Annotated in this window: 14 protein-coding genes and 1 pseudogene; 1 reads left to right on the forward strand and 14 read right to left on the reverse strand. The window is 58.2% G+C overall.

The genetic code is table 11. From position 1 onward, the window contains the following. Positions 1-3 precede the first annotated feature (3 nt). The 7 genes from pelA to VI25_RS18805 form a co-directional block, all read right to left on the reverse strand. The gene (gene pelA / locus VI25_RS27185; protein WP_236705130.1) at positions 4-2,175 is read right to left on the reverse strand and encodes a pectate lyase; all 2,172 of its coding nucleotides are present in this window, start codon (positions 2,173-2,175) and stop codon (positions 4-6) included. A gap of 21 nt (positions 2,176-2,196) precedes the next feature. Continuing rightward, positions 2,197-2,469: a cupin domain-containing protein gene (locus VI25_RS18785; RefSeq protein WP_316934369.1), complete on the reverse strand. Its 273-nt coding sequence runs from the start codon at positions 2,467-2,469 to the stop codon at positions 2,197-2,199. A 154-nt stretch (positions 2,470-2,623) separates the two neighbouring features. Continuing rightward, positions 2,624-4,474, reverse strand: a complete 1,851-nt coding sequence (locus tag VI25_RS18790) for a RagB/SusD family nutrient uptake outer membrane protein (protein ID WP_045689143.1) — start codon at positions 4,472-4,474, stop codon at positions 2,624-2,626. 30 nt (positions 4,475-4,504) lie between these two features. Further along, positions 4,505-6,403: a SusC/RagA family TonB-linked outer membrane protein gene (locus tag VI25_RS27930; protein ID WP_262489983.1), complete on the reverse strand. Its 1,899-nt coding sequence runs from the start codon at positions 6,401-6,403 to the stop codon at positions 4,505-4,507. Next, positions 6,388-7,758: a SusC/RagA family TonB-linked outer membrane protein gene (locus tag VI25_RS27935; RefSeq protein WP_262489984.1), complete on the reverse strand. Its 1,371-nt coding sequence runs from the start codon at positions 7,756-7,758 to the stop codon at positions 6,388-6,390. Before VI25_RS27935 ends, VI25_RS27930 begins: the two co-directional genes overlap by 16 nt. A 40-nt stretch (positions 7,759-7,798) precedes the next feature. Further along, positions 7,799-8,629, reverse strand: coding sequence for a 5-dehydro-4-deoxy-D-glucuronate isomerase (kduI, locus tag VI25_RS18800; RefSeq protein WP_045689144.1), 831 nt, complete (start codon positions 8,627-8,629; stop codon positions 7,799-7,801). Positions 8,630-8,716: 87 nt separating this feature from the next. Then, positions 8,717-9,487 carry an SDR family NAD(P)-dependent oxidoreductase gene (locus VI25_RS18805; protein ID WP_045689145.1) on the reverse strand — a complete coding sequence of 257 codons (771 nt, stop codon included), beginning with the start codon at positions 9,485-9,487 and terminating at the stop codon, positions 8,717-8,719. A 315-nt stretch (positions 9,488-9,802) separates the two neighbouring features. Here VI25_RS18805 and VI25_RS18810 point away from each other — a divergent pair, with 315 nt between their 5' ends. Next, the gene (locus VI25_RS18810) at positions 9,803-10,831 is read left to right on the forward strand and encodes a LacI family DNA-binding transcriptional regulator (RefSeq protein WP_045689146.1); all 1,029 of its coding nucleotides are present in this window, start codon (positions 9,803-9,805) and stop codon (positions 10,829-10,831) included. Between the two features lie 44 nt (positions 10,832-10,875). Here VI25_RS18810 and VI25_RS27190 read toward each other — a convergent pair whose 3' ends face one another. From VI25_RS27190 to VI25_RS24265, 7 genes and pseudogenes are all read right to left on the reverse strand, one after another. Then, the gene (locus VI25_RS27190; protein WP_236705131.1) at positions 10,876-11,613 is read right to left on the reverse strand and encodes a hypothetical protein; all 738 of its coding nucleotides are present in this window, start codon (positions 11,611-11,613) and stop codon (positions 10,876-10,878) included. Beyond that, complete coding sequence (locus tag VI25_RS27195; protein ID WP_236705132.1) at positions 11,582-12,418, reverse strand: glycoside hydrolase 43 family protein; 837 nt, start codon at positions 12,416-12,418, stop codon at positions 11,582-11,584. Before VI25_RS27195 ends, VI25_RS27190 begins: the two co-directional genes overlap by 32 nt. Before the next feature lie 239 nt (positions 12,419-12,657). Next, positions 12,658-14,595 (reverse strand): DUF4350 domain-containing protein, encoded by a 1,938-nt coding sequence (locus tag VI25_RS18820; protein ID WP_045689147.1) that lies wholly within the window; start codon positions 14,593-14,595, stop codon positions 12,658-12,660. Between the two features lie 244 nt (positions 14,596-14,839). Continuing rightward, entirely contained in the window at positions 14,840-17,176 is a 2,337-nt protein-coding gene (locus tag VI25_RS18825; protein WP_055562735.1) for a glycosyl hydrolase family 28 protein, read from the reverse strand. A 59-nt stretch (positions 17,177-17,235) separates the two neighbouring features. Further along, positions 17,236-18,870, reverse strand: a complete 1,635-nt coding sequence (locus VI25_RS18830) for a RagB/SusD family nutrient uptake outer membrane protein (protein ID WP_045689148.1) — start codon at positions 18,868-18,870, stop codon at positions 17,236-17,238. 54 nt (positions 18,871-18,924) lie between these two features. Further along, positions 18,925-20,229, reverse strand: a pseudogene (locus VI25_RS24260) (SusC/RagA family TonB-linked outer membrane protein); the annotation flags it as partial. 5 nt (positions 20,230-20,234) lie between these two features. Next, a complete protein-coding gene (locus tag VI25_RS24265) occupies positions 20,235-21,890 on the reverse strand; it encodes a SusC/RagA family TonB-linked outer membrane protein (RefSeq protein ID WP_052695319.1) in 1,656 nt (551 codons plus the stop codon). Between the last annotated feature and the right edge of the window lie 145 nt (positions 21,891-22,035).

Here is a 22,035-nt window from a genome sequence, read left to right on the forward strand (position 1 = left end):
CCGTTATTGTTTGCGGCCCAGGGTGGGCGTGGCGTTGCTATTCCATTTCTGCTGCCAGCGCGGGTAGTCGCGGTTGAGCAGCTTTTCGGGCCAGGTACCGGCATAAGCGTAGCCGGTGCGTCGCTCGTACTCTATTTCGGCCAGCGTAGCATGGGGCTGGGAATCGCGGCCCACGTAGATGGGTCGGTTGGTGTTGAGGTCATAAAAACGAGCCCAGATAGTAGCATTGGCCTCCGGCACGATTACCCGGTCGAAGCCCTTGGGCTGCTTGGCGTCGGGTTGGTCCTTCACGGTGTACCCCGTAATCTTCACCATTTGCAGCCACGCCACGGCCGCCTCTATTGCTTTCTTAATAGCTGGCGTTGGGCTTTCCGTGTCCATCAGAAACTGCACGATAGACACGGTTTCCATACCACTCAGGGAAGGCAGCTCAAACGCACGGGCCTTCACTGGCAGTAGGGTTTTCTCGTCGTGTTGGGCGCACCAGGCCGTGAGCTTCCCTTTTTGCACGTACTGGGTTTTCAGCATGCAGTCGATGCCCCGGTTTACGGCGGTGGTGGCAGGGGCCACCAGGGCGGCGTCTACTACCTCCAAACCGTTGGCGCGGCGGCTCACATCACGCAGCACCTGCAAGGCCCGCACCATGGCGTTGTCGTTGTAGGTAATCTGGTGGCGGTAGCTGCTCAGGTCGGGGTAGTACTGGGGAAAGCCGCCGTTGGCATACTGCATTTTCAGCAGGTAGCGGATACCTCTCTCAGCCGCCGCTTTATAGGCAGCGTTAGAAGTCGTTTGAAACGCCTTCACCAGGTAGCGTATTTCCCGCGTGGTGGCATCGTTGTCGATGGTGGCATCGTTGCGGCCGGCGTCGTCGCGGGTAGCGGCTTCTTCGGCCACAGTCATGGCGTGGTCGTACTTTACTTTGATGTTGTTCACCATCTTAGGCCAGCCACCCACAGTCCGCTGGTACAGCAGCATCCGCTCGGCCACCGAGTCAACGCTAGCCGCAGGGGCTGGTGCAGCACTAGCCACGGCCCCGCCCGATAGCGAAGCCGTAGCCGTAGCGGGCCGGGCCGAGTACCGGTCGGGAGCGTTTAGGTTAGATGGCTTGAGCGGCACCGTAGCTGCCTTGCCCGATTTTGGATACCACCGACCGCCAAAGGTCCAGTCGGCCCCAATTTTACGGGCTTTCGGAGCGCCCTGCGCCGCGCTCAAGTTGTTTTTAAACCACGCAAAGTCGCCGCCCTGCCGGTGGCAGTTCTGGTAGTACACCCGGCGCCCCCACTGCTTAGCCCCGGGCCCCGACTGAGCCCAGTAAATATCCGCGTCGGCCATGTTCTGCCCGAAGGTGCAGTCCACGAGGTAGAACTGAGCTTCCCGGTGAAAGCGCCCTAGCTTGAAGCCTGGGTCCCCCTCGAAGGAGCAGTTCTTCAAGACCGTCTTGGAGTCCTGATCCGCGGAGCCATCGTGCCAGATGGCGGCCGAGGTGTTGTGGCAGATAAAGCGGCAGTTTTCCGCATAAGCCCAGCCCCGGGGGCAGTAGAAGTCTACCCCGCCCTCCATGGTGCAGTCCTGAAAGTAATACAGGCCCGCATCCACGTCCCAGGGGCTCACCGTGTCGCCGCCCAGGGCCCGGAAGGTGCAGTGCTTCACCACAAGGCGGGTAGTACCGGGCATGGTACGCAGCGCCATTTGGTGGCCGGTTTTGCTCAGGGTTTTCTTTTTGGTGGGCTCCGTGGGGCAATCAATTGTAACGGGGCCGGTGGCATCAAAGCCGAAGCTGTTGATTACCGTGAGGTTTTCTAATGTGATATCGGGGGAGTTGCGCATGTTCAGCGTAGCTACGCCCCAGTCGTCTTGGCCCGCAACCGGGTCGCAGCGCCACGCGTCGCGTGCCTGCGCAAACGTCAGCACCACGCCTTTTTCGCTCTGGCCTTTCAGAATGATGTTCTGCTTGCCATCGAGAAGCACTTTCTCACGGTAGGTGCCATTTTTGATGTACACCGTCCGCGGCTTGGTTGCCTCATTGGGCAAGCTGTTGATGGCGGCTTGGATGGTCCGGAAGTTTCCCGAACCATCCGCCGACACCGTTACCTGCTGGGCCCGGCCGATAAGATTCCCATTTCCCCAACCCCCACCAGCAGGAACAGGTAGCTCACTAATTTTTTCATGGTGCAACGCGCAAACAGCATCGGGCGATTACACAAAGTCTTCCCGCATGGGACTGAAAGAATCCAGCAGCACGCCCGCTTCCAGGCACTCTACCCCGTGCCACACGTCGGGGGCGGCGTAGAACGTGTCGCCCGCGCGGAGCACCCGTTCTTCTTCGCCTACCGTGCACCGGAACACGCCACTTTCCACGTAGGTAATTTGGCTGTGCACGTGGTGGTGCCGGGCTCCTACCCCCCCAGCTTCAAAGGCCACTTTCACCAGCATCAGGTCGGGACCATACGCCAGAATTTGGCGTTGCACGCCCACCCCTACCGTTAGCCAGGCAGATGAGAAGTTGTAGAGAAAGCCGGTTGTGCAGAAGTCATAATCTCAAAAAGGAAGGATGTGGGGAGTGCAGCCAGGCCTAATGCGAAATACTAGGATTTCACACCGCTAGCTTTCATGTAGTCACCTGCTAATAGCCCTGATTTTGCTTTAATGCCGGATCAGAAGCCAGGGTGCTTTGCGGAATTGGAAGCAATTCTTTGCCTAAGCCCGGCACGTACTCGGCAGCCAGGCCGCTGCCTACGCTAGCAGCCGTGGTAGTGCCCAGGGTGTAGGAAGTGCCAGCGGGGCGCAGATTTGCGAGGTAGGCTGCATCAATAGCCTGGCGCCAGTTTACGCGCACGGTACCCGTAGGGGCAGCCGTATTGCTGGGTGAAGGCCGGTAGAACGAGCGAGTCCACTGCACGGGGCCAGCAGCCGGCGTTTTGTAGTACATGTACTGGGGCACGTTCTGATAAGGAGCCTGGTTTTTGGCCAGCTTCTCAATCTCCGCCTTCACCTCCGCAATTTTAGTAGCAAACAGGTTCCAGCGGAGCAGGTCGTACTTACGAATGCCTTCGCCACCAAACTCAAGGTAGCGCTCATTCACAATGGCATTGAACATGGCTTCTTTGGAAGCCATATTCAGGCCTACTGCCGCTTTGGCGGCACTACCAAAGGCGCGGGTGCGCACTTGCAACAGGGCGTCTTTAGCCGCCTGCGTGGGGCCGTTTAGCTCGTTTTCGGTTTCGGCAAACATCAAGACCACATCCGCAAATCGAATAAGTGGCCAGTTGTAGCCCAAGTAGTTGCTAGAGCCCGTCACCAGGGGCACGTGCCAGTCGCGGCGGAACTTGCCGTCCGTTACCACATTCAGGGCCACGCCCGAGAAGAACGTGCTGGTGCTGGCCATGCCGTAGGGCGTTAGGGTTACGTCGCGGCGGGTGTCCGTCGAGTCGAAGGCATAGAAATAGGTAGGTGCAATGACCATGGCGCCCTGGGTAGAACCATAGGCGCTGGAGGCGTTCTGCAAGCGTGGGCCATTGTAGTAGCCCTGCTTGCTGTCGGAAGCGGCCGTGGAGCCACCTGCACCTACCTGGAACATGATTTCGTTGGCTACATCGGCGCGCTGCTGGTTGATGCTCTGGAATACTTCCAGGAACGTGGTGTTCAACTTGTGCTCGTTCGGACGTGCCATCAGCTCGGCGCACTCCTGGCGGGCAATGCGGTAGTAATCCAGGTAGTCGGCGGGGCGCACCATCTGCACTCCTTGCAGCGAGTAGCCGCCCCGGTAGAGGGCCAGGCGGGCCCGCAGGGCTTTCACGGCACCTTTCGTGATTCGCTCGTTGGCAGTACCCGCGGCAGAGCGCCACGGCACCAGCTTTTGAGCTTGGCCCAGGTCGGCAATGAGGCGGGCCAGGGTTTCGTTGCGGTCGGTATTGGGCAGGTTGAAGTTCTGGCCCGATACCGAGGGCGTAAACTGCGCCGGCACATCCCCCCAGTTGCGGATCAGCTCAAAGTAGTACTGCGCCCGCAGGGTTAGAGCCTCGCCGTGCAAGCGGTGCAGCGCAGCCGTGTCGGCCGCCGAACCGCTAGTGTAGAGTGCCATCTGTGGAATCTGCTGAATACAAATGTTGGCGCGCTCCACACCCTGGTACAGCTGGTTCCAGGGGTTGGTAATTTCGGTGTTGGTAGCCAGGGCCTTGTAGCGCGCAATGCTGCGACGCTGCCCATCGGGGGCACCCGGCGAGCCAATCATTTCATCAGTATCTACGGAATAGTACAGGCTGATGCGCTGCCCGTACCCGTTGTCGCCCGAAAGGGGGTCGTAGGCGCCAATAACGGCGGTAGTGGCGCCAGCTACTGTGCTGAATATATAGGAAGTGGTATTGAGCGCCACCGGCTCTACATCCAGGTAATCTTTGCAGGATGACACCAGCCCGGCGGTTCCCGTTAGCGCCACGGCGGCAGCTACGGCCCGAAAGGGGAATAAGGATTTCATATGCTGAAGTGGGAAAGCAGTGGGTGGGAATTACAGGGCCAGGTTCACACCCAGCAGGAAGGCCCGGCTACGAGGGTAGGCGGCATAGTCAACCCCAGGCGTGAGCGGCGACGAACGGCGGGTGTTCACCTCGGGGTCGTAGCCCGTGTATTTGGTGAAGGTGTACAAGTTGTTCAGGGTCACGTAGAAGCGCACCTGGGTCATCTTCACGCGCTGAATTAATGGTTTGGGGAGGGAGTAGCCGAGCGTCACGTTATTGATGCGCAGGAAAGAGCCATTCTCCACGGCCCAGGAGTGCAGGAAGTAGCGCTGGGTAGGCGTCCAGATCTTGGCATTCTGGTTTACCTCGCGCAGCGTGTTGAGGTCGGTAATGCGGGTGCCATCGGCGTTGATGGTGCGGTACCGGTCTTCCATCACATCGAGCACGTTGCTGAACACGGTGTTGGGCGTGTTCGTGGTGAACTCAATCTTGTTGGCGTTGTACACATCATTGCCCAACACAAAGTTGAGGAAGACGCTGGCGTCGAAGTTCTTGTAGGTAAACTGCTGGTTCAGGCCGCCCGTCACCTTGGGGTTGGCATTGCCGATTACCTTCTGGTCGAGGTCGTTCACGGTACCATCCTCGTTCAGGTCCTTGAGTTTGATGACACCCGGCTGGGCCACCTGACCTACTGCCGTACCCGAGGGTAGCAGCCCCGACTTAGGAATCCAGAGGTTGGTAGCGGCATCAAAGCCCTCGAAGTCATCGGCGGTGTAGAAGCCGTCGGTCACGTAGCCGTACATTTCGCCCACTGGCCGACCCACTACCGCTTTGTAGTCGGCCGCCGAAGCGAAGTTCGAGCCCGCCCAGCCCGAGTTGATGCCAGCAATTTCGTTGAGGTTTTCGCCCAGGCTTTCAATGCGGCCGCGGTTCATGGAGGCGTTGGCAGTAGCCGTCCAGGTGAAGTCGGGTGTGTTGAAGATGGTGCCCGTCAGTTGCAGCTCTATACCTTTGTTTGAGGTTTTGCCTACGTTCTGCAACTGGCTGGTATACCCCAAGAAGGGTGGAATGGGCCGGTTGATGAGCAGGTCGGTCGTCGTGTTATAGTAGATGTCGCCGGTAAACTGCACCCGGTTTTCCCACAGCGCTAGGTCCACCCCAAAGTCGCGCGAGGTCGTTACCTCCCACTTCAAATTCGGGTTGGGCAAGGTAGTAGCCGAAGCTCCCAGCACTTGGTTATGGTTGAGGTAGTAGGGCGCATTGCCGGCCGCAAACAATTGGTTGTACAGGAAGTCGCCGATGCGGTTGTTACCTGCCTGCCCATAGCTCAAGCGGAACTTCAGGTCCGAAATACCGGAAACGCCCGTGAAGAAATCTTCCTTGGAAATACGCCACGCGGCGGAAGCACCTGGGAAGAAAGCCCATTGGCTTCCCGATCTGAACTTGGACGAGCCATCTGCCCGGAACGTACCCGTAAACAGGTACTTATCGTCGTATGAATACGTTAGGCGGCCAAAGCCCGAGAGCTGGGTGTAGTCCTGGGGAATGCTCGTGCTGGGCAGCACTGGCTGGGCCGTTACGCCCGTGGGCAGCACGCCCTGGTTGATGTTGGCCCAGGCCCGCTCGGCCGTAATGTCCAGCGGCAGGTAGTTGGTTTGGATGTACTGCTGGCGGTTGCGCTGCTGGTAGGTTTCCTCGCCCAGCAACAACCCAATCGCGTGCTTGCCCTTGGTGAGGCTATAATCCAGCACGTTGGAGTTGTTGAGCGTTACCTGGGTGCCCGTGGTAATGGTAGCAAACGGCAGCTCGTTGTAGCCACCCGCAGGCTGGCGGATGGTAGGTGAGTTGCGGCCGTTGAAGGTGTTTAGCTCGGTGTTGTTGATGTCGAAGCCAGCCGTGGAGCGAAACACGAGGCCCTTGGCCAAATCCAGGGCTATGTTGGCCCCCACATTGAAGGTGCGGCGCTTATCATCCGAAACTCGCTTTCAATGGCGACGATAGGGTTTACCAGAGACGAAGTCGTGAAGAACTCCGGGTCAAACACGTTCGGGTCGAGCAGGACGCCGCTGCTGCGGGGCACCGACAAGGGTAGGTACTGTACCGCGTTGCGTAGGCGGGAGGTGGTGTTGGAACCCGAGCTGGACGTTCCAGCGCCGGTGGATTTTTGGTCGTTGAAGCGCACGTTCAAGCCGATGCGCAGCTTCTCCAGCGGCTTGGTATCGAAGCGGAAGTTCACCAAGTTGCGGGTGTAGCCCGATGCCCGCTGAATGCCGTCTTCGTCGTTGTGGGTTAGGCTCAGGGAGTACGTCGTGCCCTTCACCCCACCCGATACCGACACGTTGTGGGTTTGCTGGAAGGCGTCGCGGCCGAAAGCCTCATCCTGCCAGTCGAGGAAGGGTGAGTTGCGGGCGCGAGCAAGCGTATCGCTTAGGTAGTTGGAGCTACCAAACAGCTTCTCGTACGAGTCTAAGCCGGCGCTGCCAGTAAGACCTACCTGCTGGGCCCGTTCAAACTGATAATCGAGGTAGTCGGCGGGCTTGAGCACGCCCAGCTTCTTGCTGATGCGGCGGAAACCGGCAAAGCCATTGTAGCTAATAACGGTTTTGCCTTCGATGCCTTTCTTGGTGGTGATGATTACAACGCCGTTGGCACCGCGGGCACCGTAAATGGCGGTAGCCGACGCGTCCTTCAGCACATCCACCGAGGCAATATCCTGGGGCGCAATTACGGCCAGGGCATTTTCAATCTGAATGCCATCTACCACGTAGAGCGGCGAGTTGTCCTGGGTGATGGAGCCACCGCCGCGCACCCGCACGCGCACGTCGAGGTTGCCGGGCGTACCTTCTGAAGAAGTAAGCTGCACACCAGCCAAACGACCCGTTAGAGCTTCGGCGGCGGAGTTTACGGGAATATCCTTGATCTGCTGAGCACTGACGGACGACACCGAGCCGGTTACGTCGCGGCGCTGCACGGCCTGGTAGCCAATTACTACCACGTCGTCCAGCGTCTTGCTGTCTTCCCGCAGGGTCACGTTCAGGCTAGTGTTGCTGCCTACTGCTACTTCGTAGGGCAGGAAGCCGATGTAGCTAAAGCGCAGGGTAGCATTTTCGGGCACGGGCAGGTCGAAGCGGCCTTCCACGTCGGTGGAGGCGCCCGCGGTAGTACCCTTTACCACTACCGTGACGCCGGGGAGTGGCTCCCCTTTATCCGACTTAACGACGCCTTGCACGCGCCGCTGCTGCGCCCAGGCTGGTGCCGCCACGCACGCCAACAGCGGCGCCAGCAACAGTAGTTTTCTTTTCATGACAAGTGTGGGAATTTGGTATTGGGAAGGTGGGTGCTTTTCAGCGCAGTTCTGTGATGGACACGGGGTCCATATCGGTGTATTCTTGGTTTTCGCCACCCATACCCCAGATGAAGGTGTAACCGGCCGTACCGCAGCCGGAGTGAATAGACCACGGCGGCGAGAGGATGGCTTGCCCCTCTCCCACCCAGAGGTGGCGGGTTTCCTGGGGCTGGCCCATAAGGTGCAGCACGCGTTGCCCCTCAGCCAAGTCAAAGTAGAGGTAGGCCTCCATGCGCCGGTCGTGCACGTGGCTAGGCATGGTGTTCCACACGCTACCCGCGTGTAGCTGCGTCAGGCCCATCACAAGCTGGCAACTTTGGATGCCCTCCAGGTAGATGTACTTATAGATGGTGCGCTGATTGGCCGTTTCCAGGGCACCCATGGTCACGGGGGTAGCCTCGGCCTGGGTCATGCGGGTAGTAGGATAAGCCGCATGCGCAGGCGTAGACAGCAGGTAATACTTGGCAGGTTGCGCGGCATCGACGCTGGCAAAAGTTACCTCACGAGCATCCTTGCCCACGTACAGGCAATCTTGGCGGCCCAGCTCGTACAACATACCGTCTACCGTGACGGTACCGGCCGCACCGGTATTGAGGATGCCCAGTTCGCGGCGCTGCAAAAAGAACTCTGCCTTTAAGTTCTCTGGGCAGGGCAAGCTAATGGCCTCCGTGGTGGGTGTGGCGCCTCCCACAATCATGCGGTCGTAGTGGGTGTAGACCAACTGAATTTCGCCGGGCACGAACAGGTTTTCCAACAGGAAGTTCTCCCGCAACTCGGCGGTGTTCATTGCCGCAGTTTCGCGGGGACCAATAGCGTAACGCTGAATCATACTAGGAATACTAAGCGAATGAAAGTAGGAGGCAGTGCCTTTGGAAGCAGGAGTGGGTACACCCTCCTGCTCGGTTAACAGGTAACCTTAGCGGCCCATCCAGCCGCCATCGACGGTGAGGATGGTGCCATGCACGTAGTCGGCCGCGGCCGAGGCCAGAAACACGGTGGGCCCCTTAAAGTCCGCGGGCGTGCCCCAGCGCCCGGCCGGAATGCGGGCCAGAATGCTCTGGGCACGGTCCGGGTCCTGGCGCAGGGCCTGCGTGTTGTCGGTGGCGATGTAGCCCGGGGCCAGGGCATTGACGTTGACCCCGCGCCCGGCCCACTCGTTGGCCAGCGCCTTCACCAGCGAGGCAATGGCGCCCTTGCTGGCCGCATAGCCCGGCACCAGAATGCCGCCCTGGAAGCTCAGCAGCGAGGCCGTGAAGATGATCTTGCCCCCGCCCTGGGCCAGCATGCGCCCGCCCAGCGCCCGCGCCAATCGGAAGGGCGCGTCCAGGTTGATGGCCAGCACCTGGTCCCAGAGCGCATCGGGGTGCTCGGCGGCGGGGGCGCGCTGAATCGTGCCGGCGTTGTTGATCAGGATGTCGATGCGGGGGAAGTCCTGCTGCACCTGCGTCAGGAAGGCATCGACCTGGGCGCGCTGGCTGAAGTCGGCCTGGTAGGCATGGAACTGCCGGCCCAGCGCCTGCACCTGCTGGGCCGTGGCCGAGCCCTGCAGCGCCAGCGAAGCCGACACGCCGATGATGTCGGCCCCGGCCTCGGCCAGGCCCACGGCCATGGCTTGGCCAATGCCGCGCGTGCAGCCCGTCACTAGGGCCACTTTACCCCTCAGATCAAACCAGGAGGAAGTACTCATTCCGGAGGAAGTAGGATTATAAACTTTTCGGAGAAATCCGGTGTACTTTTGAAACACCAGGCTAGCTTTCTGCTTGGTTAAGGTTAGATGATGGCTTTCCCAAAAGGAAGATCATCCGGTTAATAATTTGCGCAAACGATGTCGGGAACGTTGCCAACCAGCCGCCGACGCGGTTTTTGGCAGCTTATACGACGGATACTTTGGCGTTCTTCCTGCTTTTTGCCCCTGGCACTTACCCCGCTAGGCTGCAGAGGTTCTTGGATTAAAGTAAGTCCCCACTCTCCTTCATTTCTCTATTAATAGCCCGCCTACGCTGTGGAAACATTCACCATAAAAGACATTGCCCGCGAGCTGAATCTATCTACCTCCACAGTGTCGCGGGCGTTGCGAGGGAGCTACGAAATCAACCCTGAGACGAAGCGCCTAGTAATGGAATGCGCCGAGCGGCTCAACTACCGCCCTAACCCCATTGCGCTGAGCCTGAAGGGCAGCGCCAGCCGGGCCATTGGAGTTATTCTTCCTCAGATTGCCAACTACTTCTTCTCGCAGGCCATCAATGGGATTGAAGCCATTGCCTACAACCGCGGCTACCACGTTATCATCTTCCAAAGCCAGGAATCCTACGAGCGAGAAATAGCCAACGTGCAGCAGTCTATGTCCCGGAAAGTAGATGGGTTGCTCATGTCCTTATCCAGCGAAACGTCTAACGTAGCACACCTACAGGAAGTACTCGATAAGAACGTACCACTTGTGCTATTCGACCGTGTATCGGCGGAGCTGAACGTAACAAAGGTAGTGGCCGACAACTTCGGGGGAGCCTTTGCCGCGACGGAGCATCTGATTCAATCGGGCCGGCGGCGCATTGCTCACCTCACCATTCAGCCCTGGCTAAGCATCACGCAAGAGCGCCTGGCCGGCTACCGTGCGGCCTTGGAAAAGCACGGCTTAGTATTCGATGAGAGCTTGGTGCGCTACGGCTCCTTCGGGCCTGATGAAGTAGGCCCAATGGTAGACGAACTCATGCGGTACCCCTCCCCGCCCGACGCCTTTTTCACCGCCTCCGACCGACTAGCTGTGGGCTGCCTGCAAGCCCTCCGCCAGCGCAACCTGCACATCCCCGACGACGTGTCACTCATTGGGTTCACGAACCTCAACGTGGCAGAGCTACTAGCGCCTCCACTGAGTACGGTCGTTCAGCCTGCCCAGGAAATTGGTCAGATAGCCGCAGAGCGTCTTATTGACCAAATTGAGCGCAAGCAGCGCGCCCTACCCATTGAAACGGTACGGATTCCGACGGAGCTGATTGTGCGCACCTCCACGATGCCGGAAATGGTGAAGCTGTAAGCCTAGTGGATGGCGGTACGCTCACCATGCTCAGGTCTAGCGTCTTACTCTACCCGAAACCAATCTACATCGGCGCTGCCTGCGTCGTTGGTTTTAGCGGCGCGGGTGCAGAACAGACCTACTTTGGCGCCAATCCACTTGCCCTCCCGCGCGGTAAACGCCCCACCAATCGGCTGAAACTGCTGCCCATCGAGGCTGTAGCTAAACTGGCAGATAGCACCAGGCTGCACCGCTACCCGCAGGTAGACAGGCTGCTTGCCCGGAACTACAACGGAGGAAGTCTCCTGCTCAGCCGCCAATTTTTCCGCATTCTTACACACTGCCTGGGTTAGCAGCAGCTTGCCGTTTGCATTACCCAAGGACAGCGCCGCGTAATCCAGGCCCATCATTACTAGCCCTACTTTTTCACCTTCAAAGCGGGGGCTGAAGGTTAGCTTGGTGGTGACGGTGAACTTGTCGGCGGGCAGCTTTTGCAGCAGCAGGTTGGGTACCTGCCAGAGGTTGCGGTAATCATCGGGTAGAGGCACGGAATATAGCCGCAGCAATCCCGCACTACCGTTCAGGAAGTGCCAGCCCAGTTGCGGATTGGCGTGCCATTGCCATTGCAGCCCCAGTGTATTGCTGGTAAACTCATCGGAAGTGGCGGGAGTGGCCAAAGGGTGTGGCTGCCCTTTAATGGTGGGCTTGCGGTGGGTTAGCACGGGCTGGCCGTTACCATCCCCATCAGGGTCCTCACCAATAACTGGCCAGTCATTTTTCCACTGCAGGGGCTGCAAATGCACTACCCGGCCGTAGGGCCCCTGGTCCTGAAAGTGCAGAAACCAGTCTTCTTTGCCATCGGGCGTATCTACACGCGCCTTGGTGCGGGCCGTTGATGCCCGTATTGCCCTGGGCCATAACTACCCGGTCTTCGTAGGGACCAAACACATTTTTGGAGCGCATGACTACCTGCCAGCCAGTGGCTACCCCACCGCCCGGCGCGAAAATATAGTAGTAGCCGTGGCGCTTGTAGAATTTGGGCCCTTCAATGGTGGGGTGCTTGTCGTGTCCATCAAACACTAGTACTTCGTCGCCGAGGAGGTGCAGACCGTCGGGGCTCATGCGGCTTACGGCCAGCACGCTCTTGAACCCCGCCCGCGAACCGGCAAAACCGTGTACCAAATAGGCTTGCCCATCCTCATCCCACAGGGGGCAGGGGTCAATCCAGCCCTTAGCATCCTTGATGCATACCGGGGTACTCCAGGGTCCGGCCGGGTTTTTGGCCTTGGTCACAAACAAGCCCAGATCGGGATCAGGGTAATAGATGTAGAACTCCTTACGGTGGTAGCGGATAGCCGGGGCCCACACGCCGTTGCCGTGCTGAGGTATGTTGTAGCGGGCCTGGGGTAGCTGCTGGCTGAACACGGCCCCAATAATGGTCCAGTTTACCAGGTCGCGCGAGTGCAGGATTTGGAGGCCCGGCGAGGCGTTGAAGCTGGAGGACGTGAGGTAATAGTCCTGGCCCACCCGCACCACGTCGGGATCAGAGTAGTCGGCGTAGAGAACGGGGTTTTTGTAGGTGCCATTGCCCAGGTCAGGTACCCACACTTTCGACAAGGACGATTGGCTCCCACTACCAGCGGCAATAGAACCAAGAGCAACGATACAAAGAGACGCATACGCAACGGCAGTAGCAACGCAAGAATGATTTGAACAGGTAACCAGTATCTCTCGGGCAAAGCAAGCAGCCGGAACGTACCGCCTCTTCCTTGCTTTGCCCGAAAGATGCCCAGGCAAAGCCCTGCATCAGCCGCACTTACCACGGCTGGCACTAAGGGCGCCCTACCTTACTTAGCCCCTACCTGTTGCAGCAACCAGGTAGCCAAATCCTTTGCGGCCAGATAGTTCTGAAACTCAGCCGGAATCTTGCGGCCGTCTACATATTCGTTGTACAGCCACGGGTCGCCCACGACGAAGACAGTGCCCTTACCCACTTTGGCCGTTGCCATAATCACGTGGCCGTCTTGGCTGATGAGGGGCTGCGCGGGCGCTTGTATATCCAGCGGAGCCAGCTCCTTAATGTAAGCGGCCCGCGACGTTTTAAATACGGCATTGCCGGCAGGCAGCGCCACGCGGCCTTGCTCAAACTGACTGCCTTTCACCATATTCAGGTTCAGGGGCTTGAACTGAATGCCGAATGCCTGAGCCAGCGTATTAAAACGCGGAATTTCGCAGTTGCTGGTATCGTTGGCCATGAGCACCAAGGTGCCCCCGTTCTTTACCCACTTGGTTAGGGCCTGCACATCGGCGGGCTGCACGAAATGAGGCGTGGGCGTTTCTTTCTTGGTATCGGGGTCCACAATAATGAACACGTCTACGTTCGCCAATGCGGCGGCCGTTGGGGCGATAGGAACAGTGACGGTTTTGGCCCCTAAGTCGCGGAACTGTTGGCCCCAGAAGTAAAAGCCGCCGTGCGTACGATCCTCCCAAGTGTAGTGCCAGGGCTCCTGCTGGCCGCCAGTGGGGTTCTTGCGCAGCTCGTGGTTGAAATAGTTGTCTATGGCTACTGTCCTGCCTTTGCCCTTGCTGCTTTCGGCGGCCACCTCCATTTCTACACTCGCCAGAATAAAAGGCCCTACGCCTTTCAGGTCGTTTTTACGCAGGGGCTCAGAGAGGTAGTACTCAAAGCTACCGTCGCGGTAGGGGTTGCCTCCCAGGCCTCCCACGCTTACCGTCCCGTTGAAAGCCAAGGCATCCCCGGTTTCGGTAGCCACAAAGGTTTTCACTAGCCCATCGTACCCTTTGCGCGCCACGTCGGCGTACTTCTTGTCGAGGTAGCCCATACGCACACCCTTTTGCAGGAAATACACAAACATGCTGCTACCCGAAGCCTCGGCGTAGTTGCCCTTGCGCGCGGCTTGATCGACCACCAACGACCAGGTGCCCGTTTTGGCATCCTGATACTTGGCCAGCACCGGAGCTAGGCGCTGTACGTCCTTAATGAGCTGTTGGCGCTGCGGGTGGTTCTGGGGGAAGTAGTCCAGCACATCAACCAATGCCATAGCATACCAGCCCATTCCCCGGTCCCAGAAATTCGGCGACTGGCCGGTTTGCTTGTTGGCCCACTTCTGCTCCTTGCTTTCATCGTAGCCGTGGTAGAGCAAGCCTGTTTTGGGGTCCACCAGGTTCTTTTCGATGAGAGCAAATTGCTTCGCTACGTCGTCGAAGCCGGCGGGCTGGTTGAAAACTTTGCTGTACTCGGCGTAGAACGGCTCAGCCATGTAAAGGCCGTCGAGCCACATCTGGTTGGGGTACACCTTCTTGTGCCAGAAGCCACCCGCCTTAGTACGCGGCTGCCCTTCCAGCTGCTTGCGCAGCAGCTGCGCCGCTTTCTGGTACTTCTCTACCTGGGGCACCGACATCTGGCTGAGGGTAAGCAGGGCGTGCCCCGTCGTCAGGTTGTCGAGGTTGTAGTCCTCCAGCTTGTAAGTGCGAATGGTGCCATCGGGCTGCACAAACTGGTTGAGGTCCTTCTGAATGTAGGAGAAGTAGCGCGCGTCACCCGTGCGTTGCCATACGCGCTCCAACGCCTTCAGCATTAGCCCCTGCTCGTAGTCCCAGCGGGCAGTTTTGCGGTTGCCAATAACAATGGAGTCGGGGTGCCAGCTAATAAAGGCATCGGCCATGCGCTGCGACATCGGCCGAGTGGTGGTGCTGGCAGTTTGAGCTTGCGAAGAAAGCGAGGCTACTACTAAACCGGAAAGGAGAAAGCGACGAGAGAGCATGAGTAGGGAAAGTTAAGCTAGAGCCCAAAGCCTGTTTTTCATCTTCTTGGACACAGGCTGAGGCATAGTTGATAGGGGTTGGGTACCAAAGAAGATTGGCTACGCATACCCACCCAACCAAAGCTGCGGGTGGAGCTGATGCTTGAGCCCACTTTACCGATGCTATTAGCAGCACACGGGCCCACAACCCAGTTGCGCCAAAGCGCAACCACCCCTTCTCCATGGAAAAGGGGTGGTTCTTTTTTTACAGTTTAGATACCGTTACAACCTTTTTAGACACCTTCTGACCGATTTCCACGTCCTTCTTGGCGGCTTTGGTGTTCGTGTTGCGCAACGTCACGGCCTTGCTCCGGTCACCGGTCACGCGCAGAAGCAGCTCGGCGCCGGGCGTGTAGCGAATGTTGTCGAGGCTGATGTTGCGGCTGTTTTGCACTTCTAGTACGGGCTTGGTATTATCCGAAATCAACGTCACGTTTTTGAGGCGGATGCCGTCTGCCTCCTGGCATACCAGACCTTTGTTGCACTCCAGCACGGTGTTTTCAATATCCACGTCCTGAATGGCCATTTCCGGCAAGCCCCGCACCAGAATACCGGTGTTGGCACCTTTGCAGGTTACATTCTTTATGCGGAAGCCCTTGAACTGCGGCGTACCAGCATTCAAGGGTTCCGCCTTGATTTCCGGAATGCCGTAGGCATCACCGTTCACCTGCACGGGGTCCTTGGCCGCGTAGTACATGTCGAAAAGAATAGCTTCGCCTGCAATGTCGGTCATGTCTACGCCGTCCACGAAGATGTTTTCGACTACCCCCCCGCGGCCCCGGGCCGTCTTGAAGCGCAGGCCTACGTCGGTGCCCATGAAGGTGCAGTTATACACGTACAGGTTGCGCGCCCCACCCGACATTTCGCTACCAATCACGAAGCCACCGTGGGCGTGGTACACTTTCGTATCACGAATGATGAAGTTCTCGGTGGGAATGCCCCGCTTGCGGCCCTCCTCGTCGCGGCCCGATTTGATGCAGATACCGTCGTCGCCCACGTCAAACGTGCAGCCTTCTACCAAGCCAGTACGGCAAGATTCCAGGTCGAGCGCGTCGGTATTTTGGCCGTACCAGGGGTTGCGCGCCGTCACGTTGCGCAGGGTAATGTTGTCGCAGAGCAATGGATGGATGGTCCAGGCCGGCGAGTTCTGAATGGTAAAGTCTTCCAGCAGAATTTGCTTGCAGCGCTGCAGACTTAGCATGTTGGGCCGCAGGAAATCCTTGAACTCTTGGTATTTGCTGTAATCGGGCTGCTGACCAGCCGGAATTGTCCAAGGTTTGCTGAGCGTAGAGCCCTTAAGCGAGCTAGCCGATGGATACCAGGTAGTACCCTTCTCATCCACTACCCCACCCGACTTCACCAAGCGCTGCCACTGACCGGCGTTTAGCTTTTCCTTTTTCACCATGCGCCACGCGTCGCCGGCACCATCAAAGGTGCCTTCACCGGTGATGGCAATGTTTTCCAGGTCGTAGCCAGAAATGGGCGACTGGTTACGTACGGCGTCCTCACCTTCCCAGTTGGTTTTGATGAGCTGGTAGTCGGAGAGCTTGTTGCTGAACTGCACCAGCGCCCCGCGCTGTACGTGCAAGTTCACGTTGCTTTTCAGTTGAATGGGGCCCGTGAGCCACAAGCCGCGCGGTACAAGTACTACTCCACCCTGCTGGCTGCAGGCCTCAATGGCTTTGCGGAAAGCTTCCGTGTTGAGGGTTTGGCCGTCGGCCACGGCCCCGTACTTACGGATGTCGAACGTGTCTTTGCGAAAATAAGGTTGCAGCACAACGGGCAGGTCGTAGCTGTACTTGCCCGTGAAAGCCAGGGGCTTCAAGTGGCTAGCTAAGCCTAGGTTGAGCTTTTTCACGTCTTGGGCTACCAGCTGCGCTACCCGCTCGGCACCGTAGGCCGAGAAGTGAGTGTTGTCGAGCTTGGTGTTGTTGGCGCCATTCTGGTAGCTCCAGAACAAGGGCTTAGAGCCGGCGTCGCCGAGTTGGGAGTACATGGCCCAGCTGGTTTCGTGCAAGTCAATCAGAGGCACTTTGTGGGCCTTGGCCACGGCCTTTACTACCGCCGGATACTCGCCGTGGTCGTCCTTGCGCTTGCCCTGGTCATCGAAGTAACGGCGGCCTACGGGCGTGAGCAGCACTGGATTGGCCCCCTTGGCACGGGCTTCCTGTACGTAGCGGGTCAGGTTTTGGCGGTAGGCCGTTTGGGGCGCAGCGTAGCGGGCCGTGTCCTCCTGCTTCGAATCGTTGTGGCCGAACTGAATAAACACCCAGTCGCCAGGCTTAAGCTGCTCCAGCACCTTGGCCCAGCGTCCTTCGTGGCGGAAGTTGCGGGTGCTGCGGCCGTTCATGGCGTGGTTTTGCACGGCCACGTTCTCGTCAAAATACTGGCGAAAGTACATACCCCAGCCGCGCTCCGCTTTGTCCAGGGGCTTGTCCGACATAGTTGAGTCGCCGACAAGGAAAATGGTGGGTTTCTTGTCCTCCGCCGGCCGGAAAGCCAGCAGCAATAGCGCGAAGAACAAAATGACAAGTTGTTTCATGGGAAAGAAAAAAGCCTGGCCGGACCAGCTTACAGCCAGCCCGACCAGGGTATGAAGGGTTATCTGTAACCGGGGTTTTGAGCGAATTCAGATTTGTTGATGACTGCATCCAGTTGGCGCTGCGGAATCGGTCGTACCAGGTGAAAATCTTGAATGCTGGCCCCGGCATCGGGGTTGTACTTTTTCACCCGCTCCAAGAGCTTACCGGTCCGTTTCAGGTCAAACCAGCGGAGTTGCTCACCGCCCAGTTCGCGGCCTCGCTCATCCAGGATAAAGTCCAGGGTTACATCGGTAGCCTTGATCAGCATGTCGGTTTCTTTGCCCGGAATGGCGGCGCGGCGCCGTACCACGTTTATCAGCTCGGCCGCCTTCGCCGAATTGCCCGCTTTGAACTCCGCCTCAGCCGCCGTCAAGTACACATCGGCCAGACGAATCACGTAGGCGTCGCGGGCGCTCTGCTCTTCGGCAATGGTGGGGCGCGTGGGGTCCATGAATTTCTTCATAGTCATGTAGTGAATCCGGTCGCCACTGATAGTACCGTTGGGCCGATACACGGCGCTTTGGTCCCAAATGCGGTACTTCTTCTGGGCCTTCACCGAGGCCGGAATGATGTACTTGCTAGCTACCACGGCCGTGTCGCCCACGGCAATGCCAGCTACGGCCCGGTTTGCGAGCCACACCGTCTGGAAGGTAGCGGCGTAGCGGGCGTCAACCTTCTCATTGAACAGGTTCAGATAGAAGAGAGAAGGCATGAAGCGGTTGAAGGGACGACCGTAGGCAACGTCGCGGATGACGCCGGGCTGGTCGTCGTACTTCATCAGGAACAGCAGATGACCGTTGTTGCCCCCGCGTGAGTGCCCTTCCGGATAGAGTGCAGGGTCTACCCTGTCGTTTACGCTCAAATCCTTGGAATAATTGATGGCCCACAGAATCTCCTTGTTTTCAAGGTTGCTCATGGACCACAGATCGGCAAAGCGGGGCTGCAAGGCGTAGCTGTAGCTGCTAATCACCTTCTGGGCCAAGTCGGCGGCCTCACGATTCTGGCCGCGGGTAAGGTACATTTTAGCAAGGAAGGCCTCGGCGGCGGGCTTCGTTACCCGGCCGTAGTCGGTGGTGGTGGTAGGCAGGTTAGCCACGGCCACGTTCAGGTCTTCAAAAATCTGCTTGTAGAACGTTTCTACCGGCGTACGATTGGCCGTGTTTTCGATGGCCGTTACTTCGGCCGTGCTCAGGTGCACGCCACCCCAGGTTTCTACAATCTGCCAGTTGTAGAAGGCCCGCAGAAAACGCAACTCCCCTTCGCGGGTTTTCTTCAGCGCATCCGTCATACCGGAATTTCCTATCCGCCCAATACCGGAATTGCAGATGTTGACGGCCGTATACAGCTTACCCCACAGCTCGTTGAGGGCGGCGGAGCTGCCCTGCAAGGTGGTGTACTCCGTCAGGTCGGGGTTTACGTCGCCGGCGCCGCGCTGCCACAGGTCGGTGCCCATTTCCGAAACACTGTAGCCGTTTTCCTTGCCATACCACCAGCGGGTGTAGGAATAGGCGGCATTCACCAGAGTTTCAAAACCGGCAGGTGTGCTGTACACCGCATCGGCAGTAAGGCCGGAGGGGTTATATTCTTCGAGCTGCTTTTCACAGGCGGGCAGCGTGAGCGAGAGTACTCCGGCGGCCAGCAGCAGTTTCAGCATATGTTGAGTGGAGAAGTTCATCTTTCTAGTCAGCGTTAAACTACCTCTATCCTCTTAAAAACCTAGGTTGATACCAGCGGTCAGCACCCGCGGAATGGGCGTGGTGATGGCGCCACCCCGCTCGGGGTCGTAGTTGTCGATGTGGCTCAGGGTGTAGAGGTTCTTGCCCTGCACGTACACCCGCAACGACGACATGTGCAGCCGCGAGGCCAGGCCTACTGGAAACGTGTACCCCAGCGTAGCGGCCCGCAGCTTGGCGTAGGAGCCGTTTACATAATCTAGGGTAGTGCCATACAGGGCGTTGCGCAGCGTAGACTTCGAGAGGCTGGCGTCGGGGCGGGGGTAGTCGTTAGAAGGGTTTTCGGGAGTCCAGTAGTTCTGGACGGAGCTGTTCTCGATGCCCTGCGGATCGAAGAAGCCGTTGTACTCGTAGTTCAGCGTCTGGCCCACGCGGGCAAACAGCTGCAACGACAAATCGAAACCTTTGTAGCTGAAGTCAGTGTTGAAAGACCCGCTCCATTTCGGCACGGTAGTGCCCACCACCTTACGGTCATCGGTAGCCGTAATGCGGCCGTCGCCGTTTAGGTCGCGCACCTTAATCTGGCCGGGTTTCTGCCCAAACTGCTTGGCCTGATCCGCCTCATCGGTCTGCCAGACACCAATCTTCTCGTAATCGTAGAATACGCTGACGGGTGAGCCAATAAACCACCGGTTGTTGATGTCGTTGCCCGAAACGGTCAGCTCCGTAATTTCCTCTTTGTTCTTAAACCAGGTCAGGCCCACGTTCCAGCGGAAGTCGTCCTTCTCAATTGCCAGTGCATTCAAGCCTACCTCAATGCCACGGTTGCGGGTGCGGCCGGCGTTTTCCGTCACCACCGAATAGCCAGTAGTGGCGGGCAGCACGCGGTTCAGCAGCAAATCTTTGGTGCGGGTGTCGTACACATCCACAGTACCCGTCAGGCGGTTGTTCAGCAGGGCAAAGTCGAGGCCGAAGTTGAGCGTATTCGACAGCTCCCAACCCAGTTCCTTGTTGCCGATGCGGTTGGCAAAAGCGTAGGCCGGCGAGGAAGTTTCGCCAAAGGCAAACGGTATGCGCACCAGCAAGGACTGCGTGGAGTAGGCCGGAATATCATAGTTGCCAGCGCGACCATAGCTGGCCCGCAATTTCAGGTCCGTCACGAGGGATAGGTCCTTCATGAAATCCTCTTCGATGATGCGCCAGGCCACGGCCGCCGAAGGGAAAAACGCCCACTTATTGCCCGGCGCCAGCACCGAAGAACCATCGGAGCGGCCCGTGAGCGTGAGGAGGTAGCGGCTCTTGAAGTTGTACTGCACGCGGCCCGTAAACGAAATCAGCTTACTGTCTACGTACCACTGTTGATGCCTACTTGCTGATTGGCGTTGGCTAGGGCGTAGTACCCTTGGTAGTCCAGGAGCTGATTGCGGCCCTGCGCGGTTGAGTTTTCGGTGTTGAACGTAAGCAGAGACGTTACGCCCGTGGCAGTAAGGCTATGGTTGCCGAACGTTTTGCTGTAGTTCAGGATGTTCTCCCAGCTCCAGTTGGTCAGGAAGTCGGTACCGTAGGAGGACTGGGCCACCGACCCGTTGCGGTCCAGCGTATTGGCACCCTGGTAAATGCCGGTGCGGTTGTTGGAAAGCGTCAGGCCCAAGTTGGAACGCAGGTTCAGGCTAGGCAGAATCTGGTAGCTGGCGTAGGCCGTGGTGAACGTGCGCGTCGTGCGCACGTTGTTCTGGTAGTTGCCGGGCTGCTCATCAATGAGGGGGTTAATGAAATTGCCGGCGTTAGGAAAAACCTCCAGGTTGCCTTTCTCATCATAGGGCGTCAGCAAGGGGTTAATCTTGTTGGCCTGGTTGGTAGGGTCGCGGCGGCGGTTTTGGTTAAAGTAGGTCAGTTGGCTTTGCAGGCCTACCCGCACCTTGGCGTTGATTTCCTGATCGAGATTAAAGCGAATGGAATACCGGTTCAGGTCGTCCATCCGAAACAAGCCCTTCTCATTGAAGTAGTCGAAGGAGGTATAGAACTTGGTTTTATCGGAGCCGCCGGAGAGGCCAATCTGGTGCTCCTGCTGCACGCCCTGGCGCAGCAGCATATCCATCCAGTTGGTGCTCACACCATTGGCGATGTTCTGGATTTCCAGGGGGGTAAAAATCTTAGCGTCGTCGGCGGGGCTGCTCCAGGTACCCGTGGTGCGGTTGGCTTCGCGCTTCTGCGCCACGTAGGCCGCCGCGTCGCTCACCCGGGGGTAGTACACGGCATCCGTCACGCCGTAGTAGGAGTTCACGGTTACGCGTGGCTGACCGGCCGCCCCCTTTTTCGTAGTCACGATGATAACCCCGTTGGCACCCCGAGAACCGTAGATGGCGGTGGAAGCTGCGTCCTTGAGCACTTCCATGCTCTGGATATCATTGGGGTTGATGTCCTGAATGGAATTGTATTGCACCCCATCCACAATAAACAACGGCCCGTTTTGCGCCGTGATGGAGCGGTTGCCGCGCACGGCAATGTTCACGCCCGAGCCCGCCGATCCACTGGTCCGGGTGATATCCACGCCGGGCAAGCGGCCTTGCAGGGTTTCCATCACGTTGGCCGACGGTACCTTCTTGAGGTCTTCTTCCTTCACCGAAACAATGGCCCCGGTTACGTCGCTCTTCTTTACTTGGCCGTAGCCGATTACTACTACCTCGTCCAACGCCTTTTCGTCAGACTTCAGGGCGATTTTCAGCTGCGTTTGCGAGCCCACATTCACCGTTTGCGGCACGTAGCCAATGTAGCTGAAGGTTAGGACCACGTCGCCGGTAGCAGGCACGGCCAAACTAAATCGTCCATCGCCATCGGTGGTAGCACCAGTAGTAGTGTTTTTCACTACCACCGTCACGCCCGGCAATGTTTCGCCCGAGGCTCCGTCGAGTACTCGTCCCTGTAGCTGGCGGGTTTGCTGCGCTACCGCAGACACCGCAGTACCAAGCACCAGGGTACCTAGTAGTAAACTGTTTCTCATGGTGGGGAATTTTGATTAGTCGAAGAAAGAGCAGCCAGGCCTAGCAGAGTAAGCCCTCACTAATGTTAGAGGAAACCCCACCGTTTCCTACCCATCAGCTAGCTGATTATTTCCGCAATCGTTATCGGGAACGTTGCCAGTGCTC

This window comes from Hymenobacter sp. AT01-02 (genome assembly GCF_000961955.2).
Taxonomy (GTDB): Bacteria; Bacteroidota; Bacteroidia; order Cytophagales; family Hymenobacteraceae; genus Hymenobacter; species Hymenobacter mucosus.